The organism is Streptomyces sp. NPDC004561 (assembly GCF_053602155.1).
The window spans coordinates 1-5,710 of record NZ_JBSGDB010000526.1; the positions used below are offsets into that span (position 1 = coordinate 1).

Annotated in this window: 2 protein-coding genes and 1 pseudogene; all 3 read right to left on the reverse strand. The window is 70.3% G+C overall.

Annotated features, from left to right (window positions below; translation table 11 throughout):
- Positions 1-453 (reverse strand): annotated as a pseudogene (gene gltD, locus ACWEN3_RS39755) (glutamate synthase); the annotation flags it as partial.
- Complete coding sequence (gene gltB / locus ACWEN3_RS39760; RefSeq protein ID WP_452981603.1) at positions 446-5,041, reverse strand: glutamate synthase large subunit; 4,596 nt, start codon at positions 5,039-5,041, stop codon at positions 446-448. The gene gltB and the pseudogene gltD, both read right to left, overlap by 8 nt.
- Positions 5,042-5,474: 433 nt before the next feature.
- A partial coding sequence (locus tag ACWEN3_RS39765; protein WP_452981605.1) for a VIT1/CCC1 transporter family protein occupies positions 5,475-5,710 on the reverse strand: 236 nt, incomplete at its 5' end.

The following is a 5,710-nucleotide window of genomic DNA, read 5'->3' on the forward strand; positions in this document are numbered from 1 at the left end:
CTCGCGCACCACCGCCTCGTACAGGGCGGCCTGTTCCCGGGTGAGCGGTACCGGGTGGTCGGTCTCCCACGCCTGGTCGATGATCGAGACCTCGACGTTCTTGATGGTGACCGGCGACTGGTTGATGCCGAGCACGCACGCCGACTCGCAGGGGGCCGGGCAGAGGCGGCCGGTGAACTCCGGGAAGTTGTTGGTCGCGTGCAGGCGCTCGGAGGCGGCCGCCCAGTCCTCGCGGTAGGCGTAGTCGTTCCACTCCGGGATCAGGTTCCCCAGCGGACAGCCGTTGTGGCAGAACGGGATGCCGCAGTCCATGCACCGGCTGGCCTGCTTGCTGATGATCGGCAGCAGGGAGCCGGGGACGTAGACCTCGTTCCAGTCCTTGACGCGCTCACCGACAGGACGGGTCTTGGCGACCTCGCGGCCGTGGTTCAGGAAGCCCTTCGGGTCAGCCATTGATCGCCGCCTCCATCATCTTCTCGGTGATCTCGGTCTCGGAGAGACCGGCTCGCTCGGCGGCGTCCTTGGCGGCGAGCACTGCCTTGTACGTGCTGGGGATGATCTTGCTGAACCGCTCCACGGCCGCGTCCCAGTCGGCGACCAGCTTCTCGGCGACCGTCGAGCCGGTCTCCTCGGCGTGCCGGCGCACCACGTCGTGCAGCCACTGCTTGTCGGCGTCGTCCAGCGCCTGGACCGACTCGGCGTTGCCGGCGTTGACGTTGTCGCGGTCGAGGTCGATGACGTAGGCGACACCGCCGGACATGCCCGCCGCGAAGTTGCGGCCGGTCGGGCCGAGGACGACCGCGTGACCGCCGGTCATGTACTCGCAGCCGTGGTCGCCCACGCCCTCGGAGACGACCAGCGCCCCGGAGTTGCGGACGCAGAACCGCTCACCGGTACGGCCGCGCAGGAACAGCTCGCCCCCGGTGGCGCCGTAGCCGATGGTGTTGCCCGCGATGGTCGAGTACTCGGCGAGGTGGTCGGCCGCGCGGTCCGGGCGGACGACGATCCGGCCGCCGGACAGGCCCTTGCCGACGTAGTCGTTGGCGTCGCCCTCCAGGCGCAGCGTGACACCGCGCGGCAGGAAGGCGCCGAAGGACTGGCCGGCCGAACCCGTGAAGGTGATGTCGATGGTGTCCTCGGGCAGGCCCGCGCCGCCGAACTTCTTCGTCACCTCGTGGCCGAGCATGGTGCCGACCGTGCGGTTGATGTTGCGGATGGCGACCTGGGCGCGCACCGGCTGGGCCTCGGTGGCGTCGCTCGCGGCCAGCGCGTCGGCGGCCAGCTTGATCAGCTCGTTGTCCAGGGCCTTCTCCAGGCCGTGGTCCTGGGCGATCAGCTGGTGGCGGACGGCGCCCTCGGGCAGGTCGGGCACGTGGAACAGCGGCTCCAGGTCCAGGCCCTGCGCCTTCCAGTGGTCGACCGCGCGCTCGACGTCGAGCACCTCGGCGTGGCCCACGGCCTCCTCGATGGAGCGGAAGCCCAGCTCGGCCAGCAGCTCGCGGACCTCCTCGGCGATGAACCGGAAGAAGTTCACCACGTACTCCGCCTTGCCGGCGAAGCGGTCGCGCAGGACCGGGTTCTGGGTGGCGATGCCGACCGGGCAGGTGTCCAGGTGGCAGACGCGCATCATGATGCAGCCGGAGACGACGAGCGGCGCGGTCGCGAAACCGAACTCCTCGGCGCCGAGCAGCGCGGCGATGATCACGTCACGGCCGGTCTTCAGCTGGCCGTCGGTCTGGACGACGATGCGGTCGCGCAGGCCGTTGAGCAGCAGGGTCTGCTGGGTCTCGGCGAGGCCCAGCTCCCAGGGGCCGCCCGCGTGCTTCAGCGAGGTCAGCGGTGAGGCACCGGTGCCGCCGTCGTGGCCGGAGATCAGGACGACGTCCGCGTGCGCCTTGGACACACCGGCCGCGACCGTGCCGACGCCGACCTCCGACACCAGCTTCACGTGGACACGCGCGGCCGGGTTGGCGTTCTTGAGGTCGTGGATCAGCTGGGCCAGATCCTCGATGGAGTAGATGTCGTGGTGCGGCGGCGGGGAGATCAGGCCCACGCCCGGCGTCGAGTGACGCGTCTTGGCGACCCACGGGTACACCTTGTGGCCGGGCAGCTGGCCGCCCTCGCCGGGCTTGGCGCCCTGGGCCATCTTGATCTGGATGTCGTCCGCGTTGACCAGGTACTCGGAGGTCACGCCGAAGCGGCCGGAGGCGACCTGCTTGATCGCCGAGCGGCGCGCCGGGTCGTACAGGCGCTCCGGGTCCTCGCCGCCCTCACCCGTGTTGGACTTGCCGCCCAGCTGGTTCATGGCGATGGCGAGGGTCTCGTGCGCCTCCTTGGAGATGGAGCCGTACGACATGGCGCCGGTCGAGAACCGCTTGACGATCTCGCTCGCCGGCTCGACCTCGTCGACGGGGATCGGCTGCCGGCCGGACTTGAAGCCGAACAGGCCGCGCAGCGTCATCAGGCGCTCGGACTGCTCGTTCACCCGGGAGGTGTACTTCTTGAAGATGTCGTAGCGGCCGGTGCGCGTGGAGTGCTGCAGGCGGAAGACCGTGTCCGGGTCGAACAGGTGCGGCTCGCCCTCGCGGCGCCACTGGTACTCGCCGCCGATCTCCAGCGCGCGGTGCGCGGGAGCGATGCCGGAGGCCGGGTAGGCCTTGGCGTGGCGGGCGGCGACCTCCTTGGCGATGACGTCGATGCCGACGCCGCCGATCTTGGTGGCGGTGCCGTTGAAGTACTTCTCCACGAAGGCCTCGTCCAGGCCGACGGCCTCGAAGACCTGTGCGCCGCGGTAGGAGGCGACGGTGGAGATGCCCATCTTCGACATGACCTTCAGGACGCCCTTGCCGAGGGCGTAGATCAGGTTGCGGATGGCCTGCTCGGGCTCGACGCCGTTGATGAAGGTGCCCGCGCGCAGCAGGTCCTCCACGGACTCCATCGCCAGGTACGGGTTGACGGCGGCGGCGCCGAAGCCGATGAGCAGGGCGGTGTGGTGGACCTCGCGGACGTCGCCGGCCTCGACCAGCAGGCCCACGTGGGTGCGCTGCTTGGTGCGGATGAGGTGGTGGTGGACGGCCGCGGTGAGCAGCAGCGACGGGATCGGCGCGTGCTCGGCGTCCGAGTGGCGGTCCGACAGGACGATCAGACGGGCGCCGTTGTCGATGGCCGCGTCGGCCTCGGCGCAGATCTCCGCGATGCGCGCGGCGAGCGAGTCGCCGCCGCCGGAGACCCGGTACAGGCCCGACAGGGTCGCGGCCTTGAAGCCGGGCATGTCGCCGTCGGCGTTGATGTGGATGAGCTTGGCCAGCTCGTCGTTGTCGATGACCGGGAAGGGCAGCACCACGGACCGGCAGGAGGCGGCGGTCGGGTCGAGCAGGTTGCCCTGCGGGCCGAGCGACGAGCGCAGCGAGGTGACCAGTTCCTCGCGGATGGCGTCCAGCGGCGGGTTGGTGACCTGCGCGAACAGCTGGGTGAAGTAGTCGAAGAGCAGGCGCGGGCGCTCGGACAGGGCCGCGATGGGCGAGTCGGTGCCCATGGAGCCGATCGGTTCGGCGCCGGTGCGGGCCATCGGCGCGAGGAGGACGCGCAGCTCCTCCTCGGTGTAGCCGAAGGTCTGCTGGCGGCGGGTGACCGAGGCGTGGGTGTGGACGATGTGCTCGCGCTCGGGCAGGTCGCCCAGCTCGATCTCGCCGGTCTCCAGCCAATCGGCGTACGGCTGCTCGCCGGCGAGGGACGCCTTGATCTCGTCGTCCTCGATGATGCGGTGCTGGGCGGTGTCGACGAGGAACATCCGGCCGGGCTGGAGGCGGCCCTTGCGGACGACCTTGGCGGGGTCGACGTCGAGGACGCCGACCTCGGAGCCGAGGACGACGAGGCCGTCGTCGGTGACCCAGTAGCGGCCGGGGCGCAGGCCGTTGCGGTCGAGCACGGCGCCGACCTGGGTGCCGTCGGTGAAGGTGACGCAGGCGGGGCCGTCCCAGGGCTCCATCATCGTGGAGTGGTACTGGTAGAAGGCGCGCCGGGCCGGGTCCATGGAGTCGTGGTTCTCCCACGCCTCCGGGATCATCATCAGCACGGAGTGCGGCAGCGAACGGCCGCCCAGGTGCAGCAGCTCCAGGACCTCGTCGAAGGAGGCGGAGTCGGAGGCGTCCGGCGTGCAGACCGGGAACATGCGCTCCAGGCCCTGCGTGTCCGGACCGAACAGCTCCGAGGCGAGCTGGGACTCGCGGGCGCGCATCCAGTTGCGGTTGCCCTTGACGGTGTTGATCTCACCGTTGTGCGCGACGAAGCGGTACGGGTGCGCGAGCGGCCACGACGGGAACGTGTTCGTGGAGAACCGGGAGTGCACGAGCGCGATCGCGGAGGCGAAGCGGCGGTCGGACAGGTCCGGGAAGAAGGGCTCCAGCTGGCCGGTGGTCAGCATGCCCTTGTAGACGATCGTGCGGGCGGAGAGCGACGGGAAGTACACGCCGGCCTCGCGCTCGGCACGCTTGCGCAGCACGAACGCCCTGCGGTCCAGCGCGATGCCCTCGCCGGCGCCACCGACGAAGATCTGCCGGAAGGCGGGCATGGTGGAGCGGGCGGTGGCGCCGAGCAGCTCGGGGGCCACGGGGACCTCGCGCCAGCCGAGGACGGTCAGGCCCTCTTCGGCCGCGATCGTCTCGATCTGTGAGACGACGGCCTCGGTTCCGTCCTCCGGAAGAAAGGCGATACCTACTGCATACGAGCCAGCCGCGGGAAGGTCGAATTCGGCCACATCGCGGAAGAACGCGTCGGGCACCTGCGACAGCAGGCCGGCGCCGTCGCCCGAGTCCGGCTCGGAGCCGGTGGCACCGCGGTGCTCCAGATTGCGCAGCACGGTGAGCGCCTGCTCGACCAGCGTGTGCGACGCCTCGCCGGTAAGGGTGGCGACGAAACCGACGCCACAGGCGTCGTGTTCGTTGCGGGGGTCGTACATACCCTGTGCAGCAGGGCGAGCATCCATGAACGACCAGTTCTGGCCGCTCGCGGAGTGCTGGGACGGCTGGCGCGGTGTACGCATCGGCTCTCCCGTCGTCGTCATATGGCATGTGGCAGGTGCCGAGGGACGACGTTGGCCCTCTGCGAAAGGATGGCTAAATTTCGTGCAGATTACATGATGGGGCGGTACCCGGGAACCGGATAGTCCGTTCCAACATGCGGACGCCACGGGGTCCGTGGCGCAGCCGCCGCACGGTGGCGGCGGGGGTGCCGCGCGGGGCGGCGGGGGGTGCCGCACGGTGGCGGCGAACGTGTGAGGAGGACCGCTGCGGACAGGATCGGTCGGATCCATGGCCGTCGGCCCTTGGGGGGCGGGGGGAGCGTCGTCGGCCCACCCCGCGGGTTGCGGCAGGCGTCATTGCCCGCGGTGCTTACGGCTCATGCCCGGTGGTCACGCATTCGAAACCAGCGAGTAACGGCTATTTATGCGGCCCGTCGCATAAGTACCGGCGTCGCTATCCTACGGCCGTCCCGAACAGGATGCCCAGGGCGTACGTCACACCGGCCGCCGCGCCACCCAGCGCGAGCTGCCGCAGGCCGCTGAACCACCAGCTCCGCGCGGTCACCCTGGCCACGACGGCGCCACAGCCGAAGAGCCCGGCGAGGGCCAGCAGGACGATCCCGCGTGCGCGGACCTGGTCGCGGTAGATGTCGTGGTCGTAGCCGCGGTCGGCGAACAGTGAGTCTGGCC